Origin of the sequence: Halopseudomonas pertucinogena, from assembly GCF_014646575.1 — a bacterium.
Lineage (GTDB): Bacteria > Pseudomonadota > Gammaproteobacteria > Pseudomonadales > Pseudomonadaceae > Halopseudomonas > Halopseudomonas pertucinogena.
On record NZ_BMNN01000002.1, the window covers coordinates 342,905 to 360,124 of the forward strand.

Genomic DNA, 17,220 nt, shown 5'->3' on the forward strand with positions numbered 1-17,220 from the left:
GCTGCTGTACGGCTTCCTTACACTTCTACTGCCAGGCTCTCGGCAATCTTCTTCTGCCAGATCTGCGGGCCGGTGATGTGTACCGACTCGCCGCTGCTGTCGACCGCGACGGTGACCGGCATGTCCACCACCTCAAACTCGTAGATCGCTTCCATGCCCAGCTCGGGGAAGGCCAGCACCTGGGCCTTCTTGACCGCCTGGGACACCAGGTAGGCGGCGCCACCCACGGCCATCAGATACACCGCCTTGTTGTCGCGGATCGCCTCGATGGCCATCGGGCCGCGCTCGGACTTGCCGATCATGCCCAGCAGGCCGGTCTGCTCGAGGATCTGACGGGTGAACTTGTCCATCCGCGTGGCAGTGGTCGGGCCAGCCGGGCCAACGGCTTCGTCGCGCACCGGATCAACCGGGCCAACGTAGTAGATGAAGCGGCCCTTCAGATCCACCGGCAGCTCCTCCCCCTTGTTCAGCATGTCCACCATGCGCTTGTGCGCCGCGTCACGGCCGGTGAGCATCTTGCCCGACAGCAGCACGGTTTCACCGGTCTTCCAGTCCAGCACGTCTTCCGGCTTGAGTGTGTCCAGATTGACCCGGCGCACGGCACTGCCGACTTCCCAGGTAATGTCCGGGTACTCATCCATGGAAGGCGGAGCCAGTTCGGCCGGGCCGCTGCCATCCAGCACGAAGTGCGCATGGCGGGTGGCTGCGCAGTTGGGGATCATGCACACCGGCAGGCTGGCTGCGTGGGTCGGATAATCCTTGATCTTGATGTCGAGCACGGTGGTCAGGCCACCGAGGCCCTGGGCACCGATGCCGAGCGCGTTCACCTTGTCCATGATCTCCAGACGCAGCTCCTCGACCCGGTTCTGCGGACCACGCTGGCGCAGTTCGTGGATATCGATCGGGTCCATCAGCGATTCCTTGGCCAGTACTGCCGCCTTCTCGGCGGTGCCACCGATGCCGATACCGAGCATGCCCGGCGGGCACCAGCCGGCACCCATGGTCGGTACGGTGTTTACCACCCAGTCGACGATGGAATCGGAAGGGTTGAGCATGACCATCTTGGCCTTGTTCTCGGAGCCGCCGCCCTTGGCCGCCACCTGGAACTCGATGGTGTCGCCGGGAACCATCTGGTAGTGGATGACCGCAGGCGTATTGTCCCTGGTGTTGGTGCGCTTGCCGGCCGGATCAGCGAGGATGGACGCACGCAGCACGTTGTCAGGCAGCTGATAGGCCCGGCGCACCCCTTCGTTGATCATGTCGTCGAGCCCCATGGTGGCGCCATCCCAGCGCACATCCATGCCCACCTTGACGAACACCGTGACGATTCCGGTGTCCTGACAGATGGGGCGGTGACCGGTCGCGCACATGCGCGAGTTGATCAGGATCTGGGCCATGGCGTCGCGGGCCGCCGGCGACTCCTCGCGCAGGTAGGCCTGGTGCACTGCCTGGATGAAATCGATCGGATGATAGTAGGAGATATACTGCAACGCATCGGCGACGCTCTGGATCAGATCATCTTGCTTGATAACGGCCATTCTCGGACAGGCTCCTCTTTTGACTGACTGGCCGCAGAGTTGCCGGGCAACAGGCGAGACGGCCAGATTCACGGAATGCTCAGGTCAGACGCGGACTCGCCGCAGCTGAAGGCAGGGGGCGAAGTATACCCGAGCCGAGGTTGGCCGGTCAGCCGTTGGGTCGATAGGCTGCGACTATATGATGAACCTTCAGTGTGAAACCGAGTCGGATTGGCGTAAAATGACATCACATGGCCACCATAAAAAGGATGATAATGTCGTGACCGAACCGGATCCCGCCCAGCAGGCTCGTTATCAGGCGCTGCGGTTGCAACGCTTCTATCTGGCCCAGGCCACCTACCTCATCTCCTATGTGGTAATCGCGGCGGCCTGGGCCAGTGGCAATTACCTGGGCACCCATGCCATGGCACTCAGTCACTTCGTGCTGGGTGCAGTTACCCAACTGGTCTTTTTCTTCCTTTTCAAGACCGGGCTCAACCTGCGCGCGCGGGACCCGAGTCTGACCAGCTCCCAGACCATCGTCGCGCTGCTGCTGCTGACCTATCTGCTGGCCTACATCGGCGAGATCCGCGGCAGCATCCTGGTGGCCTACTGCCTGATCCTGATGTTCGGTGCGTTCCAGATGTCACGCCGCGCCTACCTGCTCCATGCGATGCTGGCGCTGGGCTGTTATGCCGCTCTTGTAGTCATCAACCAGCAGGTACACATCTATCCCCAGACATTGACCTCTGCCTCGCTGGAGCTCTTCGTACTGGCCTGCTTCCTGCTGTGGGTGAGCATGGTCGGCAGCTATATCCGCGAGCTGCGCGATCGCCTGCTGCAGCGCCATGCCACCCTGCAGCAGCACCAGCAGACCCTGCGCAGCATGATGGACCAGCTGCAGAACCTGGCTTCCACCGATGCCCTGACCGACCTGCCCAACCGTCGCCATTTCATCGAGGAGGCGCAGCGTCGCATCACCCTGCTGGGTCAGGGGCAGACGATGGGCCTGGCGCTCATTGATCTGGACCACTTCAAGCGCATCAACGATCTGTATGGCCACTCAGCCGGGGACAAGGTACTGCAGGATTTTGCCCATATCGCCCGCAACAACCTGCGCGGCAACGACATGGTGGCCCGCTTCGGCGGTGAGGAATTCGTGCTGCTGCTGGACAGGTGCGACCTGGCCACCCTGCACCACTGCGTCGAGCGCATACGTCAGGGGCTGGCCAGCCATTCATTCGACGCACTGCCCGATACGGTGAAGTGCACCCTGTCAGCAGGCATCTGCCTGATCCATCCGGAGGACAGTCTGGAATGGCGCATCAGCCAGGCGGACGAGGCGCTCTACCGAGCCAAGCGCGAAGGCCGCAACTGCACCCGTGCCCACGAAGCAGCCTACGCCTGAGTCACCCGGTCAATGGATACCCATCCAGAACATTGCACGGCGGCTGATGGCGCCCCATAGCCGCACCTTGAACTTGTGGCGCAGAGGCAGGCCCAGCCAGTCCCCGAGGGTCCACTCCCGGGATTCGGCAAAATCGGTCCGGAAGCTTTCCTCCACCGCGCGGGTCATGCCACTGTCGATGATGTTGAGGTTGGCCTCGAGGTTCCAGTGCAGCGTCCAGCGGTCGAAATTGGCCGAGCCCAGACTGACCCAATCATCCACCAGTACCGTCTTCAGATGCAGGAAGCGCGGCTGGTACTCGTGGATGCGCACTCCCGCCGCCAGCAGCCGACGATAGAAACGCTGGCCGGCATAACGCACCGCAGGATGATCGGTGATCTCGCCGCACAGCAGCAGGCGCACATCCACTCCGCGCCTGGCCGCGCGCATCAATGACCGACGCAGCCGCCAGCCGGGGACGAAGTACGGCGTCGCCAGCCACACCTTGTGCTGCGCACCGGCAATACTTGCCAGCAGCGCATGCGCCAGTTCCCGGTGGGCACGGCCATCGGTGAGTGACACCCGGGCCCATCCCTCACCGCCCGGCGGGCGCGGCGGCACCTTCACCCGCTGACGAAGCGGTGGTGGCCGACCCCGGCGGCTGTGGGCTGCCTGCCATTGCTGTTCGAATACCACCACCCAGTCGTCTACCACCGGCCCCTGCACTTCCAGCATCTGCTCGTGCCACAGACAGTGGCCGGAATCATCGGATATGCAGAAATCATCGGTAAAGCCGGCGCCGCCGATGTAGGCGCGCTCCCCGTCGACGATGATCAGCTTGCGGTGGTCCCGATGCAGGTTGGCGCGACCGCCCCAGAGGTTCAGCGGATTGTAGAGATGCAGTTCGACACCACCGTCTCGCAGTTGCTGGCGATCCGCATCGCTCAGATTGCGGCTGCCTGCGCCATCGAACAGGCAGCGCACCCGCACTCCACGTTGCACGGCATGCAGCAGTATGCGCATCACCCGCTCCAGACTGTTGCCCGACTCGACCAGATACAGCTCGATATCGATGCTGATCCGGGCCTGCTGCATATCCTCGAGCAGCCGGGGGAAGAAGCGGTCCCCGTCCATCATCAGTTCAAATGTATTGCCTTCGCGCCAGGGGTAATGAGGAGCTGCCATGAAAAGACCCAGGGATATCGACACTCCTGATCATAGCAGGCAAGGCGGTCAGGAAAAGAACGTTCTCAGGCCCTGGAGCCGGAAGCCAGAACACCCTGCCAGTACGCCGGATCCCTGAGCGCGGTGGCCTGCGCCGCGGCAAAATCGATGACCTCCGGCATGAAGGCGAGGAAGTCGGCCTCGAAACGGCCGTATTCGCGCTCCAGTTCATCGACCGCGCCGGGCAGCCGGTTACCGGGCCGCAGGCGGCGAGCCATGTTGTCCAGCGCCATGTGCAGGTTGTCCAGCTCGGCATAGCTGCACAGCCAGTCCTCTTCGGCCATGCGCACCAGAACCCGGCGGGCGCGCTCCGGCATCAACGCCTGCTGGGCCAGCACTGCGTTGTACATCCGGCCGGTAAACGCCGTCAGGGACTGATCGGCGAAATGATTCCAGTGCCGTGCCAGCAGGTGGTCGTAGAACATGTCGACCATGATACCGGCGTAGCGTCGACGCTCATCGGTGACCCGCGCCTTGCTGCGCGCCACCACCGGATGGCGATCGGTGAACGCGTCGATGCTGCGGTGCAGCCAGATGCCCTTGCGCACCGCATCCGGCAACTCGATGGCGGCCACGGGCCCCTTGACGAAATCGCCGAGCAGGCCGCCAAGGGCCGGCTGCGGTTCGTGGGGCCCCAGGCGCAGGTGGGCGAGGAAATTCATCAGCGCTGGCTCATCTGCTGTTGCAGATTGCCGATCTGGGTCTGCAGGGTGGAGAGAGTGCGATTGGTCTGAACCCGGAAACTGTCTATTGACCGCAGCGCATCGTCCACTGCATCCAGCCGCTGCTGCTCGACGCTGGTGGCCGTCGAGGCGTCCAGCAGGGCCTGTAACTGGCCCCGCTGGCGTGCCAGCTGGGTCTGCTGCTCCGCCAGTTGTTCCTTGATGGTGGACAACTGCTCAAGTTGCCGGAGCTGCTCACCCGCCTCGGCCAGCCCGCTGACCAATGCCGCCCGCTGCTGTTCGGCCCGCTCGGATTGCTGCTCAAGCCCGGCAATGCTCCGGTGCTGTTGTTGCTGGCGGTCGTCCAGCTGGGCTATCACAGCTTCCAGCCTGTCAAGCTCGGCCAGACGCTCACTCTGCGCGTCGGTTGCCTGCCTCAGCTCCTGCAGATGCTGCGTTGCGGTCTGCAGCGTCTGTTGCTGTCGCTGCTGCAATTGCTCCTGCTCCTGCAGCGCGGCGGCCAGTTGCCGGACCTTTTCCTCAAGCTCGTTGATCTGGCGAATGCGTTCCTTCTCGCGCTCGCTCAGGCTGGACTCGGTGGCGATGACCTTGCCGCTGATATCCTGCAGCCGGCCAGCCGCGTCTTCGCTGATGCGGGCAAAACTTTCCTGGGTCGCTACCAGCTGCTGCTGCAGCAGACGCTGCTGCTGGTGACTCCAGTAACCCAGGCCGATCAGCGCCAGCAGCAGGCAGACACATACCGCCCAGAGGGCGCCGTTGCGCTGGCGCTGGATGACCGGCTCACGTACCGCCCGCACCAGCGGCGGTTCCGGGGCCGATCCCGGGCGGCCCGGCGAAACGGCGCCTACCCGGTCCTCATCGGTAGCCCGGATACCCGGTAAATCGCCCTTGAAATCATCCCGCATGGTTTCCCCCGATTGGCAAAGCCAGTAGAACAAGTGGCCTATTCTGCGCGCCAGGTCGTCAGCTGAACACCCCCGGCCGGCCCTGTCAGGTCAGCGAAGCCAGCCACTGCGGCGCCTGACGCTGCAATTGCCCGGTCAGCTCATCCAGCAGTCGCCCGCCGTTGCGCCAGTAGTGCCAGTACAGAGCAACATCCACACCCCGGCCGGGCAGCAACTCGCGCAATCTGCCGCTCGCCAGTTCGGCCTGTATCTGCAGAGCCGGCACCATACCCCAGCCCAGGCCGGCATCAAGCATGCGCACGAACCCTTCGGACGAAGGGCACAGGTGATGGGGAAACTCGCAACTCAGGTCCTGCTCGCCGAGGAACCGGTGCTGCAGGCGATCGTCCGGGCCGAATACTACTGCGGGCGCACGCCGCAAAGCCACCCGGTCCACCCCTTCTGCAAAATACCGTTCGATGAACGCCGGACTGGCCACCGCCAGGTAACGCATGGCACCCAGCGGCAGCGAGCGGGCCCCGGCCACCGGTCGCTCGGTGGCGCACACGCAGCCCACCACTTCTCCCGCACGCATGCGGCGCAGGCCAACGTCCTGATCATCCACCAGCAGCTCCAGCAGCAACGGCTGGCGCTGGCACAGCTCGGCCACTGCGCCGGCCCACCAGGTCGCCAGGCTGTCTGCATTCAGCGCCACCCGCAGGCGGGCCGGGGCCCCATCCTCATCCTGCATCGGTATGTCCTGTCGCAGGTCCTGCTCCAGCAGACGCACCTGCTGTACATGATTGAGCAGCCGCTGGCCGGCCTCCGTGGGTGCCGGAGGCGTCGCCCGCAACAGCACCGGAGCGCCGACCCGCGCTTCCAGCAATTTTATGCGCTGCGACACCGCCGACTGGGACAACCCCAGCACCCGCGCGGCCCGCTCGAAGCCGCCCTGCTCCACCACACTGGCCAGGGCATGCAGCAGCTTGTAGTCCATCATCAGAATATTTCATGTCCCATAAGCCATATCTGTTTCCCTTATACAGTCAGCCCGCTCACACTGCCAGCTTCCGACAGGAGAGAGTCCGTGACCTACTATTCAAGCTACCTCAACGGCCTGCTGGTTTCGCTGGGCCTGATCATGGCGATCGGCGCGCAGAATGCCTTTGTGCTCGCGCAGAGTCTGCGACGTGAACACCACCTTGCCGTCGCGGCACTGTGCATGAGCTGCGATGCCATCCTGATCACCGCCGGGGTATTCGGGCTGGCGACACTGCTTGCCCGGTATCCGCTGGCGATGGAAATCACCCGCTGGGGCGGCGTGCTGTTTCTGGTCGGCTACGCGCTGCTCGCCCTGCGCCGGGCGATTGCCCCGCACGCTCTGGCAGTGGCCGAGACCGAACGTCCACTGCGAGCCCGCGGTACCGTGCTGCTGGCTACGCTGGCGATCACCCTGCTCAATCCCCATGTATATCTCGATACCATGGTGCTGATCGGCTCCGTGGGTGCGCAGCAGACCTGGCCGGCCTGGTTTGTCGCAGGTGCGGCCAGCGCCTCGATGCTGTGGTTCCTCGGGCTGGCCGTCGGCGCCGCGCGACTGGCGCCGCTGCTCAACCGGCCACTGACCTGGCGGCTGATCGATGTGCTGGTGGCCGGCATGATGCTGAGGGTGGCGTGGAGCCTGGCTGCACCGCTGTGGTCGGCCGGCTGAATCCCTCGACGGGCCGCTCAACATGGCCAGTGCCGCGGTAAAATGCTATGATCTTGCGGCTATAGAACAAGGGGCGGCATCGGTATCATAGATCCCCTCGCGGGCTGTTCACGCCCGTCTGTCGAAACGCCCCATAACCTGAAATGGAGAGAGACCATGCCTTTCGAACTACCCCCGCTTCCCTATGCCAAAGACGCTCTTGAGCCGCACATCTCCGCCGAGACCCTGGACTATCACCACGGCAAGCACCACAACACCTATGTGGTCAACCTGAACAACCTGATCGCCGGCACAGACCACGAGAGCAAGAGCCTGGAAGAGATCATCAAGACCTCCAGCGGCGGACTGTTCAACAACGCTGCCCAGGTCTGGAACCACACCTTCTACTGGAACTGCCTGAGCCCCAATGGCGGCGGCGAGCCCACCGGTGAACTGGCAGAAGCGATCAACAAGGCATTCGGCTCCTTCGACGCATTCAAGGAAGAGTTCAGCAAGATTTCCATCGGCACCTTCGGTTCCGGCTGGGGCTGGCTGGTGAAGAAGGCTGACGGCTCGCTGGGCCTGGTAAGCACCATCGGCGCCGGCAATCCGATCACCTCCGGTGACACTCCGCTGCTGACCTGTGACGTGTGGGAGCATGCCTACTACATCGACTACCGCAACGCCCGTCCGAAGTATGTCGAGGCGTTCTGGAACCTGGTGAACTGGGACTTCGTGGCGAAGAACTTCGCTGCCTGAACCGCGCCAGCGTTCTGATAAGACACCCCGCTTCGGCGGGGTGTTTTCGTTTGGGGCGGGTGGTCCGGGTGACATCATTGGCCGCGAGCGGGTTGCCGGGCGCGCGGTGCGCGCCTATCGCCCCGGGGTCGGGGCTCCTACCGTGGGGGGATCGGATTACGGCACGGGGGGGCTGGGGGGATGTTGTGGGAGCGCCGACCCCGGCGCGATGGGCGCTCCGACGCGAGGTGATGACCGCCCGGCACCGCCTGACCGCGGCAGTTGTTGCACGGCGCGGGTTCCGAATGCATGATGGTCGAAACGGAAAAAAGGACAGTCCGAATTGATAGTCGACACCCGGCACAGTCTGTCAGTAAAGCTTCTCCGATTGGTGTTGCTGTGGGCCCTGCTGGCAGGGATGCTGTTGAGCCTGGCCCAGATCATCTTCGACCTGAGGTCGGTACGCGAATCCATCGAACGTGACGCCACCGAGATCCTGGCGATGTTCCATGATCCTGCCACCCAGGCCATCTTCAGCCTTGATCGGGACATGGCGACCCAGGTCATCGAAGGGCTGTTTGCCAACCCCGCCGTCAGCCAGGCGTTGATCGGTCACCCCGCCGAGCCGCCTCTGGCGAGCCGGCAGCGGCCTCTGCTCGACACCTGCTGCCGTATGCTCACCGACCTGCTGTTCGACCCCCGACAGGACTTCAGCATTCAACTGCATGGCCGGGCGCCCTATGACGAATACTACGGCGACCTGCGCCTGTCCCTCGACACGGCGCTCTATGGCAAGCGCTTTCTCAACAATTCCCTGGTCATCCTGCTTACCGGTCTGCTGCGCGCGCTGGCGATGGCCGGTGCCGTCTATCTGGTGTTCCACGTGCTGCTGACCCGTCCGCTGGGCCGCATCATGGAGCATATCGGCTTCATCAACCCCGATCATCCCGGCAGAATGATGATGCCCATGCTGCCCGGACAGGAGAAAAACGAGCTGGGGCTGCTGATCAACCGCATCAATCAGCTGCTCGATGCCATCGAGCGCAACCGCAGTGGCCGTCGCGAAGCCGAGGCCAGCCTGCTGCATCTGTCGCGCCACGATCAGCTGACCGGCCTGCCCAACCGCAGCCTGCTGCTCGAGCAGCTCGGCCGGGTGCTGACCGACGCCCAGCGCCGTCAGCGCAATGTGGCGGTCCTCTGCTGCGGGCTGGATGACTTCAAGGAAATCAACGAACGATTCAGCTACCAGGCTGGCGACCGCCTGCTGATCAGCGTGGCGGAGCGCCTGCAGTCCCACAGCGGGCGGCTGACCAGCGTCGCACGGCTGGGCGGCGACCAGTTCGCGCTCATCGTCGCCGATGTCCAGGAGCCCTACGAGGTGGCCGAGCTGGCCCAGCAGATTCTCAATGACCTGGCGGTGCCGCTGGAGCTGGATCAGGCGTGCGTCACCCTGCAGGCCACCATCGGCATAACCCTGTTCCCCGACGACGGCATGGACCCGAGCAAGCTGCTGCAGAAGGCCGAGCAGACGATGATGCTGGCCAAGACCCGCTCGCGCAACCGCTATCAGTTCTACATCGCCAGTGTCGACAGCGAGATGCGCATGCGCCGTGAGCTGGCATCGAGTCTGCGCGATGCGCTGCTGAACAACGAGCTGCATCTGGTCTACCAGCCACAGATAGCCCTGGACAGCCACAGGGTGGTGGGCGTCGAGGCGCTGCTGCGCTGGAATCACCCGGAGCGGGGGCTGGTACCACCGGACCTGTTCATCCCGCTGGCCGAGCAGAGCGGCATCATCATCGCCATAGGCGAATGGGTGCTGGATCAGGCCTGCCGCCAGTTGCGGGACTGGCAACGTGACGGGCTGCCGGACCTGCGCATGTCCGTGAACCTCTCCACCGTGCAGCTGCACCACCCTGACCTGTGCCAGATGGTCACCCGCACCCTGGACCGTTACGGGCTGGATCGGGGCACACTGGATCTGGAGGTCACCGAAACCGGCCTCATGGAGGATATCGAGGCCGCTGCCCGACACCTCAAGGAGCTCAAGGCCACCGGGGTGCGTATCGCGCTGGATGACTTCGGCACCGGCTATTCCTCGCTGAGCTACCTGCGCGGCCTGCCGCTGGACAAGATCAAGATCGACAAGAGCTTCACCGGCGATCTGCTGGAGGATGCGGATGACCGCAACATCGTGCGCATCATCATTCAGCTCGGACGCAACCTGAACATGCAGGTGATCGCCGAAGGCGTCGAGTGCGCCGAACAGGAAGCCTACCTGCGCACCGAAGGCTGCGATATCGTCCAGGGCTATTTCTACAGCCGCCCGCTGACCGCGCCCGCGCTGAGGGTATGGATGCACAACTACGAGCAGCAGCTGGGATCAGGCGGTCAGTAGTCCCAGCCACAGCCACCCGGCCAGGGTGCCTGCCACCAGCATGCCGAACAGACTCCAGCCGGACTGGCGACGCAGGTGGCGACTCAGATGCTCTTCGTGGTGGTCAGACAGCAGAAACGGCAGGCCACGGTAAGGCGGCTTGCCCAGACTGTGCACTACCGGAGCGCTGGCGGCGGTGCGGACCTGCCGCCGGGCTTCGTTAGCTGCGGCAACACGCACCTGCTGCCACTCCTGCGTATCCAGCTGACCATCCCGGTTGCGATCAAAGCGCGCCAGCAGATCGGGGTAATCCGCCTTCCAGTTGCTTATGATCTGCCTGGCCACGCGCCGGGCATCCACCGGCTCGCCACCCCCGCCGCGGCTTTGGAACCAGCCAAGCGCGTACAGCAGGTCATCCTGCCGCAGGCATTCCTCGGTGTAGCGGTAACGCCGGCCGAACACGGTGGCGAGCATACCGGTCCCGCCAGTTCGGCTCAGCGGCCAGCGGTGGGGGCCTTCCCAGCGCCGGCGCAGGCGCGGATGGATATCCGCCCCCTCGGGCAGGACCCAGCACTCCCCGGTCTCGTCCCGCAACACGAAGGGCCTGTCTGACTGGCCCTGCTCCACGGTTCGCCACTGGCGGTTGCGCCCGCTGCGCTGGTATTCCTCGACCCGGAAGCGATACCACAGACAGGGCTCGCCCCCCAGCGGCGAGATCAACGGTTCATGCCCGCCGGCATCCGCCTCACCGCACAGCTCGACCAGCCCCTGGGCCGCCGAGCGTATGCGCGAGGTCGGCGTATCTTCCACCCAGCGGGCACGGCGCAACCGGCTGAAGGTCCGGTACATCAACCACAGGGCGGCCGCCGAGCTCAGCGCAAGGGCGAGATAGAAGAAGTGGCTGGGGACCACCAGCCCGCCGGGCAACGGAATCATGAAAACAGCTGGCGAAGATCCACGTCAGCCTTTTCCGCTTCGGAGAAGCGCAGCAGCTCCGCCGGCGGAAAGTGGAACAGGCGGGCGATCAGCACATCGGGAAACTGCTCGATCCGCACGTTGTTGATGTTCACCGCCGCGTTGTACAGCTCGCGCCGATCGGCAATGCCGTTTTCCAGCCCGGATATACGCTGCTGCAGATGCTGGAAGGAGCTGTTGGCCTGCAGCTGCGGATAGTTCTCCGCCAGTGCAAACAGTTGGCCAAGGCCGCTGCGCAGCGCCGTCTCGGCCCGCCCCAGCTGCTTCATGTCGGAACTGTCCCGGGCCTGACTCACCGCGTTGCGGGCGCTGATCACCCGCTCCAGTGTGGCCTGTTCGTACTGCATGTACTGACGGCAGGTTTCCACCAGCTTGGGCAACTCCTCGTGTCGCTGGCGCAGCAGCACGTCGATGTTCGACCAGGCCTGGGTGACGCCATGCTTCACCGCGACCAGTTGGTTGTACAGCGTGATGGCGTAGACCACTGCCACCACCAGCCCCGCTCCCACCACCAGCATCACCACGTTGCTCCAGTCCATTGCCAGGCTCCCTGTGATCAAGAATCGCTACATTTCTGCTCTATGTTTACGTCCCGCGACCCGGTAATCTTCGCACATAATTTCAATAGCTGTCGGCAGCCGGATGCTGCCGCAGGCACTGCATCAGGATTGCAATCATGCTGCGTAGACTCGTTCTGCTGATACTCATCTTCTTCGTCGTTGTCGCCGGACTCGGGGCGTGGAAATTCTGGTCGATCCGGCAGCAGATTGCCATTTTTACCGCTCCCAAACCACCGATTCAGATCAGCGCCAGTGAAGCGCAGCAGATCGAGTGGCAGAGCCGGCTGCCAGCCATCGGCACGCTGACGGCACGCCAGGGAGTGGAGCTCACCGCCGAGATCTCCGGCACCGTTGATCAGCTGTCCGCCGTATCCGGACAAGTGGTCGATGCCGGTCAGACCCTGTTGCGCATGCATGATGAAGTGGAGCGCGCCAGTCTGGCCACCGCCGAGGCCCAGGTGGAACTGGCGGAGCTGGATTTCAATCGCCAGCGCAATCTGCTGCAGCGCCAGAGCATTTCCCAGGCGCAGTTCGACCAGGCCAGCTCCACCCTCCGCCAGAGCCGGGCGCGTGCCGCGGAGCTGCAGGCCATCCTGCAGAAGAAGACCATCAAGGCACCCTTCGCCGGTCGGCTGGGCATCATTCATGTCGACCCCGGTGATTATCTGTCGCCGGGAACGCCTATCGCCACCCTGCAGGATCTGTCCAGCCTGCATGTGGATTTCAGCCTGGCAGAACAGCATTATCCTCGGCTGAGCGTCGGCCAGCAGGTCGAACTGACCGTCTCCGCCTTCCCTGGGCAACGCTTTGGCGGGGAGATAACCGCGATCAACCCGCGGGTGGATGCCGCCTCCCGCACCCTTCTGGTACGGGCCAGCATAGATAACCCGGAAGAGCAGCTGCTGCCCGGCATGTTCGCCGAGCTGGATGTGCTGCTGCCCGATACCCAGCCGCGGGTAGTGGTCCCGGAAACGGCAGTCAACTTCAGCCTCTACGGCAACTCGGTGTATGTGGTGGTGCCTGCCGATGACAACCAGGCCGAGGGCGATGGCGGGCAGCTGGAGGCGAAACGCCGCTTTGTCCGCCTCGGTGAGCGCCGCGACGGCCTGGTGGTGATCATCGACGGACTGCAGGCCGGCGAGCAGGTGGTCAGTACCGGTCAGCTGAAACTGGACGATGGCACCGCCGTGGTCATCAACAACAGCAACCCGCTGTAAGGCTGCGGACATGGCATTCACCGATATCTTCATCCGTCGCCCGGTGCTGGCGACGGTCGTCAGCCTGCTGATCATCCTGCTCGGCATGCAGGCACTCAACAGCCTGACCGTACGCCAATATCCGGCGATGGAAAACGCCCTGATTACCGTCACCACGGCCTATCCCGGTGCCAACGCGGAAGTCATCCAGGGCTACATCACCCAGCCGATCCAGCAGAGCCTGGCCAGCGCCGAAGGTGTCGATTACATCAGCTCGGTGAGCCGGCAGAACTTCTCGGTCATCCAGGTCCGGGCCCGGCTCGGGGTCGACACCGACCGGCTGTTCACCGACGTCATGGCCAAGGCCGCCGAAGTGCGCAACCAGCTGCCGGCCGAGGCGGAGGATCCAGTGATCAGCCGCGAGGCGGCCGATGCCACCGCGCTGATGTACATCAGTTTCCACAGCCAGACCCTGAGCAATCCGCAGATCACCGACTACCTGTCGCGCATCGTGCAACCGCGCCTGGCTACCCTGCCCGGCATCGCCGATGCAGCCATACTCGGCCGGCAGAACTTCGCGATGCGCCTGTGGCTCGATCCGGTGCGCATGGCCGCGCTCGGCGTGACTGCCAGCGACGTGAACCAGGCGGTGCGGCAGTACAACTTCCTCGCCGCTGCCGGGGAGACCAAGGGCGAGTACGTGGTCACCAGCGTCAACGCCGATACCGATCTGCAGCGCCCGGAGCAGTTCGCCGCCATCCCGGTACGTACCGAAGGCGATACCCGGGTGCTGATCAGCGACATTGCCCGGGTCGAGATGGGCGCCGAAAGCCTGGACACCATCAGCTTCTTCGATGGCATCCCTGCGGTGTATATCGGCATCGAGGGCACCACCACCGCCAACCCGCTGGATGTTATCGCCGAAGTGCGCAATGTATTGCCGCTGATCGAGGCGCAGCTGCCACCCGAGCTGGAAATGACGGTCGCCTATGACGCGACCCTGTTCATCCAGGAGTCCATCGACGAGGTGATCAAGACCCTGATCGAGGCGGTGATCATCGTCATCGTGGTGGTGGTCCTGTTCCTCGGCTCGCTCCGTTCGGTGATCGTGCCGGTGGTGACCATCCCGCTGTCGATGATCGGCGTGCTGTTCTTCATGCAGCTGATGGGCTATTCCATCAACCTGCTCACCCTGCTGGCGATGGTACTGGCGATCGGCCTGGTGGTGGACGACGCCATCGTGGTGGTGGAGAACATCCACCGCCATATCGAAGCCGGCAAGCGGCCCTACGAAGCGGCACTGGACGGCGCCCGGGAAATTGCCATGCCGGTGGTGGCCATGACCATCACCCTGGCGGCGGTCTATGCGCCGATCGGCTTCCTGCAGGGCATCACCGGCGCACTGTTCAAGGAATTCGCCTTTACCCTGGCCGGAGCGGTCATCATTTCGGGGATCGTCGCCCTGACCCTGTCGCCGATGATGTGCTCCCGGTTGCTCAAGCCGACCGACAACACCCGCGGGCTGGCAGCCCGGCTGGATCGGATATTCCATGCTCTGCAGCTGCGCTATCAGCGGGCGCTGCACAGCAGCATGGACACCCGCGGCGTCACGCTCACCTTTGGCGTGCTGGTACTGTTGCTGATCCCGGTACTGCTGATGTTCACCCGCAGCGAGCTGGCGCCGGAGGAAGACCAGAGCTTCATCTTCATGCTCACCAATGCGCCGCAGACCGCCAATCTGGACTATCTGACCCACTACACCAATGAGGTCAACCGGCGGCTGCAGACGCTGGACGAGTACGAGGCGCACTTCCACATCAACGGCGTGGATGGCGTGCACAGCGGCATGGGCGGGTTGATCCTCAAGCCCTGGGACCAGCGCGAACGCAGCCAGCAGGAGCTGCAGCCGGTAGTGCAGGACATCCTCAACGAAGTGGCCGGCCTGCAGATCTTCGCCGTCAGCGTGCCGGCACTGCCCGGCGCCAGCGAGGGGCTTCCGCTGCAGTTCATCATCTCCAGCCCCGGCGACTATGAAACGCTGCTGCAGGTAACCGAACGGATCGCCGCCCGGGCGCGGGAAACCGGCAAGTTTCCGCTGCTGCGGGTGGATCTGGCCTTCGACAAGCCGGAGCTGGCGGTGGAAATTTCCCGCGAGAAGGCAGCACAGATGAACGTGTCGATGGAGACGATCGGTGTCACCCTGGCATCGCTGCTGGGCGAAGGGGAGATCAACCGCTTTACCATCGAGGGGCGCAGCTACAAGGTCATCGCCCAGGTCGAGCGTGAATACCGGGACAATGCAGGCTGGCTGGAGCAATATCATGTGCGCAACCGCGACGGCGACATGATCCCCCTGGGCTCGCTGATAAGCACCAGCGAGCAGACCCGCCCGCGCCAGCTGAACCAGTTCCAGCAACTCAACTCGGCGCGCATTCAGGGTGTAGCCATAGTCAGCATGGGTGAGGCGCTGTCGCTGCTGGAAGAAATCGCCCGGGAAGAGCTGCCCCAGGGTTTCAGCGTCGACTATGCCGGCGAATCACGCCAGTTCAAGCAGGAGGGCGCGGAGCTGTACATGACCTTCCTCCTGGCCATGGCGGTGATCTATCTGGTCCTGGCGGCGCAGTTCGAGAGCTTCCGTGATCCGCTGGTGATCCTGGTGACCGTACCGCTGTCCATCTGCGGCGCACTGATACCCATGTTTCTGGGCATCTCCAGCATGAACATCTACACCCAGGTGGGCCTTGTGACCCTGATCGGCATCATCAGCAAACACGGCATCCTGATCGTGGAATTCGCCAACCAGCTCCGCCGCCAGCAGGGCATGGACATGCGCGAGGCGGTGGAACAGGCGGCGGCGATCCGCCTGCGCCCGGTGCTGATGACCACCGCAGCCATGGTGTTTGCCATGTTGCCGCTGCTGATCGCCACCGGCGCCGGCGCGGTGAGTCGGTTCGATATGGGCATGGTCATCGCCAGCGGGCTGACAGTAGGCACGCTGTTCACCCTTTTCGTCCTGCCGGCGGTTTACGTGGCGCTTGGCAGCCGGGACAGGCCCGCGCGCTGACGTGCCGCTGACCAGCGAATCCCTAGCTGAAGAGGGATTCGCTGCTCAGACCGTGCTGCTCGAAGATATCGCGCAGCCGCTTCAGCGCTTCCACCTGGATCTGTCTCACCCGCTCGCGGGTTAGGCCGATCTCGCGACCGACTTCTTCCTGCGTGCTGCTCTCATGGCCCCGCAGACCAAAACGACGGGTCACCACCTCGCGCTGCTTCTCGCTGAGTTCGGACAGCCAGCTGTCTATCGTCGCGTTCAGGTTCTCTTCCTGCAACACCTCGACAGGATCGCTGGAGCCCTCGTCGGGCAGGGTGTCCAGCAGGGTCTTGTCGGAGTCGGCGCCCAGCGGCACGTCCACCGAAGCGACCCGCTCGTTGAGCCCGAGCATCCGCTTGACGTCCTCGACGGGCCGATCAAGCAACTGGGCGATTTCTTCAGGGGAGGGTTCGTGATCGAGCTTCTGAGTCAGCTCGCGTGCCGCGCGAAGGTAGATGTTGAGTTCCTTCACCACGTGGATCGGCAGGCGAATGGTGCGGGTCTGGTTCATGATCGCCCGCTCGATGGTCTGGCGGATCCACCAGGTGGCATAGGTGGAAAAGCGGAAGCCCCGCTCCGGGTCGAATTTCTCCACCGCCCGGATCAGGCCCAGATTGCCCTCTTCGATCAGGTCCAGCAGAGCCAGCCCCCGATTCACGTAGCGCCGCGCAATCTTCACCACCAGCCGCAGGTTGCTCTCGATCATCCGCTTGCGACCGGCCGGATCGCCCTTCTGTGCCAGACGCGCGAAATGAACTTCCTCCTCCGGGGTCAGCAGAGGCGAGAAACCGATTTCGTTGAGATACATCTGGGTTGGATCAAGCTGGCGGGTAAACTCGAACGAGTCTTCCCGCTGATGATTGCGAGGTGTAGATACCCGTGACCTGCCGGTGCCTTC

At 63.8% G+C, this 17,220-nt stretch carries 13 protein-coding genes and 1 pseudogene; 6 read left to right on the plus strand and 8 right to left on the minus strand.

The genetic code is table 11. The annotated features are described in order from the left end of the window. Positions 1-17: 17 nt before the first annotated feature. On the minus strand, positions 18-1,538 hold the full coding sequence (locus IEW63_RS06770; protein WP_188635847.1) for a fumarate hydratase: 1,521 nt from the start codon (positions 1,536-1,538) through the stop codon (positions 18-20). A 259-nt stretch (positions 1,539-1,797) separates the two neighbouring features. On the opposite strand from IEW63_RS06770, the gene IEW63_RS06775 reads away from it, so the two are divergent. Next, positions 1,798-2,925 carry a GGDEF domain-containing protein gene (locus IEW63_RS06775; RefSeq protein ID WP_188635848.1) on the plus strand — a complete coding sequence of 376 codons (1,128 nt, stop codon included), beginning with the start codon at positions 1,798-1,800 and terminating at the stop codon, positions 2,923-2,925. A 9-nt stretch (positions 2,926-2,934) separates the two neighbouring features. Here IEW63_RS06775 and IEW63_RS06780 read toward each other — a convergent pair whose 3' ends face one another. The 4 genes from IEW63_RS06780 to IEW63_RS06795 all read right to left on the minus strand — a co-directional run bounded on the left by IEW63_RS06780 (position 2,935) and on the right by IEW63_RS06795 (position 6,695). Then, positions 2,935-4,089, minus strand: a complete 1,155-nt coding sequence (locus tag IEW63_RS06780) for a phospholipase D-like domain-containing protein (protein ID WP_188635849.1) — start codon at positions 4,087-4,089, stop codon at positions 2,935-2,937. Between the two features lie 65 nt (positions 4,090-4,154). Then, positions 4,155-4,790 carry an acyl carrier protein phosphodiesterase gene (locus tag IEW63_RS06785; protein ID WP_188635850.1) on the minus strand — a complete coding sequence of 212 codons (636 nt, stop codon included), beginning with the start codon at positions 4,788-4,790 and terminating at the stop codon, positions 4,155-4,157. Further along, positions 4,790-5,716 carry a coiled-coil domain-containing protein gene (locus tag IEW63_RS06790; RefSeq protein WP_188635851.1) on the minus strand — a complete coding sequence of 309 codons (927 nt, stop codon included), beginning with the start codon at positions 5,714-5,716 and terminating at the stop codon, positions 4,790-4,792. The genes IEW63_RS06785 and IEW63_RS06790 overlap by 1 nt, the downstream gene beginning before the upstream one ends. Positions 5,717-5,801: 85 nt before the next feature. Next, positions 5,802-6,695 (minus strand): LysR family transcriptional regulator ArgP, encoded by an 894-nt coding sequence (locus IEW63_RS06795; protein ID WP_188635852.1) that lies wholly within the window; start codon positions 6,693-6,695, stop codon positions 5,802-5,804. A 141-nt stretch (positions 6,696-6,836) separates the two neighbouring features. Between IEW63_RS06795 and IEW63_RS06800 the strand changes: the two genes are divergently transcribed. From IEW63_RS06800 to IEW63_RS06810, 3 genes are all read left to right on the plus strand, one after another. Continuing rightward, positions 6,837-7,406 (plus strand): LysE/ArgO family amino acid transporter, encoded by a 570-nt coding sequence (locus IEW63_RS06800; protein WP_229710391.1) that lies wholly within the window; start codon positions 6,837-6,839, stop codon positions 7,404-7,406. 156 nt (positions 7,407-7,562) lie between these two features. Then, on the plus strand, positions 7,563-8,144 hold the full coding sequence (sodB, locus tag IEW63_RS06805) for a superoxide dismutase [Fe] (protein ID WP_188635854.1): 582 nt from the start codon (positions 7,563-7,565) through the stop codon (positions 8,142-8,144). Between the two features lie 322 nt (positions 8,145-8,466). Further along, positions 8,467-10,521 carry a putative bifunctional diguanylate cyclase/phosphodiesterase gene (locus IEW63_RS06810; protein WP_188635855.1) on the plus strand — a complete coding sequence of 685 codons (2,055 nt, stop codon included), beginning with the start codon at positions 8,467-8,469 and terminating at the stop codon, positions 10,519-10,521. On the opposite strand, the gene IEW63_RS06815 is transcribed toward IEW63_RS06810, so the two are convergent. Further along, the gene (locus tag IEW63_RS06815) at positions 10,507-11,436 is read right to left on the minus strand and encodes a GIDE domain-containing protein (protein WP_188635856.1); all 930 of its coding nucleotides are present in this window, start codon (positions 11,434-11,436) and stop codon (positions 10,507-10,509) included. The two genes, IEW63_RS06810 and IEW63_RS06815, sit on opposite strands and share 15 nt — an antisense overlap. After that, positions 11,433-12,014: a LemA family protein gene (locus IEW63_RS06820; protein WP_188635857.1), complete on the minus strand. Its 582-nt coding sequence runs from the start codon at positions 12,012-12,014 to the stop codon at positions 11,433-11,435. Before IEW63_RS06820 ends, IEW63_RS06815 begins: the two co-directional genes overlap by 4 nt. A 134-nt stretch (positions 12,015-12,148) precedes the next feature. Between IEW63_RS06820 and IEW63_RS06825 the strand changes: the two genes are divergently transcribed. Together IEW63_RS06825 and IEW63_RS06830 are read left to right on the plus strand one after the other, a co-directional pair. After that, complete coding sequence (locus tag IEW63_RS06825; RefSeq protein WP_188636067.1) at positions 12,149-13,252, plus strand: efflux RND transporter periplasmic adaptor subunit; 1,104 nt, start codon at positions 12,149-12,151, stop codon at positions 13,250-13,252. Between the two features lie 10 nt (positions 13,253-13,262). Further along, positions 13,263-16,295, plus strand: coding sequence for a multidrug efflux RND transporter permease subunit (locus IEW63_RS06830; RefSeq protein WP_188635858.1), 3,033 nt, complete (start codon positions 13,263-13,265; stop codon positions 16,293-16,295). A gap of 22 nt (positions 16,296-16,317) precedes the next feature. Here the strand turns inward: IEW63_RS06830 and rpoS are convergent. Next, positions 16,318-17,154: pseudogene (gene rpoS, locus IEW63_RS06835) on the minus strand (RNA polymerase sigma factor RpoS); the annotation flags it as partial. Positions 17,155-17,220: the final 66 nt, after the last annotated feature.

Bases quoted from the DNA above. Each gene is read 5' to 3' on its own strand.
- IEW63_RS06770 (WP_188635847.1), bottom strand. From the start codon at position 1,538: ATGGCCGTTATCAAGCAAGATGATCTGATCCAGAGCGTCGCCGATGCG.
- IEW63_RS06780 (WP_188635849.1), bottom strand. From the start codon at position 4,089: ATGGCAGCTCCTCATTACCCCTGGCGCGAAGGCAATACATTTGAACTG.
- IEW63_RS06785 (WP_188635850.1), bottom strand. From the start codon at position 4,790: ATGAATTTCCTCGCCCACCTGCGCCTGGGGCCCCACGAACCGCAGCCG.
- IEW63_RS06790 (WP_188635851.1), bottom strand. From the start codon at position 5,716: ATGCGGGATGATTTCAAGGGCGATTTACCGGGTATCCGGGCTACCGAT.
- IEW63_RS06795 (WP_188635852.1), bottom strand. From the start codon at position 6,695: ATGATGGACTACAAGCTGCTGCATGCCCTGGCCAGTGTGGTGGAGCAG.
- IEW63_RS06800 (WP_229710391.1), top strand. From the start codon at position 6,837: ATGGCGATCGGCGCGCAGAATGCCTTTGTGCTCGCGCAGAGTCTGCGA.
- sodB (WP_188635854.1), top strand. From the start codon at position 7,563: ATGCCTTTCGAACTACCCCCGCTTCCCTATGCCAAAGACGCTCTTGAG.
- IEW63_RS06815 (WP_188635856.1), bottom strand. From the start codon at position 11,436: ATGATTCCGTTGCCCGGCGGGCTGGTGGTCCCCAGCCACTTCTTCTAT.
- IEW63_RS06820 (WP_188635857.1), bottom strand. From the start codon at position 12,014: ATGGACTGGAGCAACGTGGTGATGCTGGTGGTGGGAGCGGGGCTGGTG.
- IEW63_RS06830 (WP_188635858.1), top strand. From the start codon at position 13,263: ATGGCATTCACCGATATCTTCATCCGTCGCCCGGTGCTGGCGACGGTC.